Below are 4,152 nucleotides of genomic sequence, written 5' to 3'. Positions count from 1 at the left end.
ACCGGTTCGCGTAAAGAAAACGCGTCAAAACAAAAAATCTAGGGCGGTTCCGACGCCATCGGAACCGCCTCTAGATCGCTTCCTTCAGTTCCTTGACTGGGCGGAAGACGACCTTCTTGCTGGCCTTGATGTGGATGGCCTCGCCGGTGGCGGGGTTGCGGCCGGTCCGGGCGGCCCGCTTGCGGACCTGGAGGATGCCAAGACCGACGATGCGGACGCGGTCGCCTTTCTTGAGATGCTTGGCGATCAGGTCGATCATGTCGGTCAGGACGGCCTCAGCGTGCTTTTTCGACAAGTCCTGGCTCTCCGCGATGTCAGCGGCCAGGTGCTTGAGCGTGATGGTGGCGGGAGCGGCTGCCTTCTTCGCCGAATCCTTCTTAGCCGAATCCTTTTTACCCATGTCTGGCCTCCTCAATGACAGGGAAGCCCCGGAAAAGCCGGTAAAGCGTGGGGATCCCTCTAAGTCCTGGAAGGCGTAGACGATTCGGGCGCGGGCTGACTATGCCACGAGTTCCCGCCGGACGCCGGCAGTGCCGCGAAAGGCATCGAGGAGTTCGGGTTAAGACTATGAAGGGATTGCCAAAATGGCGCGAGAGACGGGGCTCGAACCCGCGACCTCCGGCGTGACAGGCCGGCGCTCTAACCAACTGAGCTACTCCCGCGTGGTTCGCTGAAAGCGCGCGGAACGAGGGGGGACTTAAAGGCGGGACCTGTTGAAGTCAAGGACGTTGCGCTTCATCAGGACACATCGGCTAAGCATTGCTCTGGAAAACGAAAAAGGCCGCCCGGAGGCGGCCAATGGTCAGCCCGGAACAGGGCGTGTCAGCGAATCTCCGACGAGCCCGCGCTCGTCACCACCACCGGCTTGCCGGCCTTGATCACGTGGGTCGACTGGGCGGTCTGGCTGTAATCGGCATTGGTGCGGGCTGCRATCCCGAAACCGGCCACCGCAATGCCGGCCACCAGCGCCACCACCACGATCTTCAGGTGGGTCGCACGATCAGCAGAGTGAATTGAGTGGTTCATCTGAGCCTCCCGACGGGCTTTGCCGCCGTCTATGGCTCTTCTTCTAATGACCGTCTGTTTCCGGATGGTTTCGCGGGTTCCGCAAAATGGTTTCATCTGCCCGCCCGGCTGGTTTCACCGGGCGGCGGCGGGATCCCGGCCAGCCTCAGGCCGCGGCCCGACCGATATCGGCCCGGATCGCGCGGGCGGCCCAGACGAACAGCAGGGCGCCCAGCGTGGTCGTGACCGCCGCCGAGAGCAGGGAGTAACGCACGGCGTCTGCGCCGTAACTCCCCTTCAGGGCATCGTTGACCATGCCGACGGCGAGCGGGCCGACGCCCTGGCCGAAGCAGGTCGCGGTGAGCGCGATCAGCGCGGAGGCCAGCGCCCGCATGCTCGGCTTTGCCACGGTCTGGGCGATCGCGAAGATCGGCCCGAGATGGAAGCCGACCAGGAACGAGGTCAGCGCCAGCATCGCCACCATCATCGCGAAATCCTGCGTCAGCATGCACAGCGCGAACACCGGGCCGGCGAGGCCCGAGGTGATTGCGGGCGCCCACAGCTTCCAGCGGTCGTCGCTGCGGCTCACTTGCGCCACCACGAAGCCGCCGAGCAGGGTGCCGGCCATGCCGGCCAGCCCCTTGAAGGTGCCGGCATAAGTGCCGATCTCGGCGCTCGACAGATGGTGCACGCGGGCCAGGAACGGCGGGATCCACGCCGCGGTCGCGTAGTTCGTGTAGGTGGTGAGGCAGAAGCCGATCAGCACGATGACGAAGCTCCGCTGCGAGGCCAGAAACTGCAGCGTCGGTCCGAGCGGTTCGGGCACGAAGCTCTCCTGCATGGCGCCGCGCTTCGGCTCGGAGATCGTCAGCCACAGGACCAACGCGAGCAGGATGCCCGGCAAGCCCGCGACATAGAACGCCATCCGCCAGCCATAGTGCTGGTTGACGTAGCCGCCGACGAAATAGCCGAGGAAGACGCCGAGATAGGTGCCGATGGCGTAGATGCCGAGCGCGCGCGGTCGTTCGTTCTTGGCAAAGAGATCGGCGACGATCGATTGCGAGGCGGGCGAGCCCGCGGATTCGCCGATGCCGACGCCAATGCGCGCCAGCGCCAGCGAGGTMACGCTCGAGGCCGCGCCGCACAGCGCCGTCATCGCGCTCCAGAACGCGAAGGCCACGGCCACGATGTTGCGCCGGTTGAGCCGGTCGGCGGCGCGCGCGATGGGGATGCCGAGCAGGGAGTAGAACAGCGCGAAGCCGAAGCCTGCGAGCAGGCCCATCATGGTGTCGCTGAGGGCGAACTCCTTCTTGATCGGCTCGATCAGGACGTTGAAGATCGTGCGGTCGAGGAAGTTCAGCGCGTAGATGATGGTGAGCAGCCCCAGCACGTAATAGCGCCGCGCCGAGGGCTTTGCCGCGGTGGCCGTTTGCACCGACACTTGTGACGTCACATCGACCATCGCATCCCCCAATTTGTCTTTGTTGTCGTTGTCGGTCCAGCCCCTATTGGAGCTGGCAGCATCACGCGTCGCGGATGTAGTTCCCCGCTTCGAATTCGACCGGGGGCGCGCTTGCGTCGAACGAGACGCCGATCGGGTCGCGATCTGCGTCCATCGCCTCCAGTTGTTCGCTCAGCATGCGCCGGATCATCAGGATGCCGCGGTCGCTCTGGCCGAAATGCTCCTCGGAGTGAACCGTCACCTCGCCCTGGCCGACCTGGGCCTCGTAATCGCCCGGGAATTGCTGGTGCTCTTCCTCGGTCATGTCCCACCAGAATTTTCCGTTGAACTTCGAGCGCATCCGGCCGATGTCGCCTGATGTCTTGACGCGGCCGGCGACGTAGATGCGGAACGATGTGTCGTCGATCGGCAGCGTCCAGCCGATCGACTCGACGCGGGCGAATTGCGCCACGCGCGGGTTCGGCACGACGCGCAAGGTGGGGAGGGCGGCTTCGGTGACGCGGTAAAACACCTTGCTGTCGTCCTGTTTGCGGATCGAGCGCACGGCGATCCCGCGCGGCGTCTTGTCGAACCTCACCTCCGGCATCGAGGCCATCATGTCAGTGAATTGCGGCCCCGAGAACGAGCCGTGCAGCACCGGCACGTGGTAGGGATCGACCACGTTCTCGAAATGCTGGAGCCAGTTGCAGGGGATCACTGCAGGTCCGCCGCCGCCGATCGAGGACTCGTCCGCCTCGACGAACTCGCCATCGTCCATGTTTTCGAGGCACTCATAGCGCGGCAGCACCGGGCGTTTCTCGGCCGGGCCCATATAGGCGAAGATCAGTCCGTAGCGTTCCTCGACCGGATACCAGGGCTGGCGCACCTTGTCCTTGAACTGGCCGCCGCCGGGCTCGCAGGGCTGCTCCAGGCAGTGGCCCTCGGCGTCGAACTTCCAGCCGTGATAGCAGCAGCGGATGCCGTCCTCCTCGACCTTGCCATAGTAGAGCGTGGTGCCGCGATGGCAGCAGCGCGCGTGCAGGAGACCCGTACGGCCATGCTTGTCACGGAACAGCACCAGATCCTCGCCCAGCGCGCGCACCTTCTTCGGGGTGCCGGTGGCATCACCGACGAGCCCGACCGGGTGCCAGTAACGGCGGAGCAGTTCACCCATCGGCGTGCCGCGCACGACCGAGGTGAGCTCCGTGCGCGTCTGCGCCGGCTTCATCGCATAGGCCGTGCCGAGATCGCGATCCCGCTGGGTGATGGTCATGCTGGTCCTCCCGCCGTGGGCCGTGCTGGCTGGCCTTTTTGATGCCTTGTCCCAGTGAAAAATAGTTCGATGACAATGTCAACGATCTTCCAAATGCCTCTTAGTCGCAGTCGGATGAGGTGGGGAGGCGGCCTGCCTTGAGCCTGGGACTTGCTTCGGACTTGCTTCGGACTTGGGCTTGGACTTGGGCTTGGCAGGCCACCGCTTTCTTGGCACAGGTGGAGCATGAACCAGACACCGAGGGACGGGTGGACGACGCCCGAGGCGGACGAGAGCGAGCCGGCGCCGATCACCGTCATGCTGTCGTCGCGGCTGATGGTGCTCGCCAATCTGCTCAAGCGCGGCGCCATCCTGCGCTACAAGCGCCTCACCGGATTGTCTTCCGTCGAGTTCGGTCTCGTCGCTTCGCTCCGGCCGGCGCCCGCCGCTGAGC

General features: G+C 64.8%; 4 protein-coding genes, 1 tRNA gene and 1 pseudogene. 1 reads left to right on the top strand and 5 read right to left on the bottom strand.

Going from position 1 to position 4,152, the window contains the following annotated elements; genetic code table 11:
* Positions 1–70 precede the first annotated feature (70 nt).
* From AC1D00_RS30085 to AC1D00_RS30065, 5 genes are all read right to left on the bottom strand, one after another.
* Positions 71–400, bottom strand: coding sequence for an HU family DNA-binding protein (locus AC1D00_RS30085; RefSeq protein ID WP_477013167.1), 330 nt, complete (start codon positions 398–400; stop codon positions 71–73).
* Between the two features lie 185 nt (positions 401–585).
* Positions 586–662 (bottom strand) — tRNA-Asp (locus AC1D00_RS30080).
* A gap of 160 nt (positions 663–822) precedes the next feature.
* Positions 823–1,026 carry a hypothetical protein gene (locus AC1D00_RS30075; RefSeq protein ID WP_025576489.1) on the bottom strand — a complete coding sequence of 68 codons (204 nt, stop codon included), beginning with the start codon at positions 1,024–1,026 and terminating at the stop codon, positions 823–825.
* 145 nt (positions 1,027–1,171) lie between these two features.
* A complete protein-coding gene (locus AC1D00_RS30070; RefSeq protein WP_477013166.1) occupies positions 1,172–2,467 on the bottom strand; it encodes a spinster family MFS transporter in 1,296 nt (431 codons plus the stop codon).
* Between the two features lie 61 nt (positions 2,468–2,528).
* On the bottom strand, positions 2,529–3,719 hold the full coding sequence (locus AC1D00_RS30065) for a Rieske 2Fe-2S domain-containing protein (RefSeq protein WP_477013165.1): 1,191 nt from the start codon (positions 3,717–3,719) through the stop codon (positions 2,529–2,531).
* Between the two features lie 225 nt (positions 3,720–3,944).
* On the opposite strand from AC1D00_RS30065, the pseudogene AC1D00_RS30060 reads away from it, so the two are divergent.
* Positions 3,945–4,152 (top strand): annotated as a pseudogene (locus AC1D00_RS30060) (MarR family winged helix-turn-helix transcriptional regulator); the annotation flags it as partial.

The sequence above is a fragment of the Bradyrhizobium sp. P2_E8 genome (genome assembly GCF_056403875.1).
The sequence above is the reverse complement of the archived record's forward strand: the minus strand, read 5'-3'. Positions and strand labels throughout refer to the sequence as shown.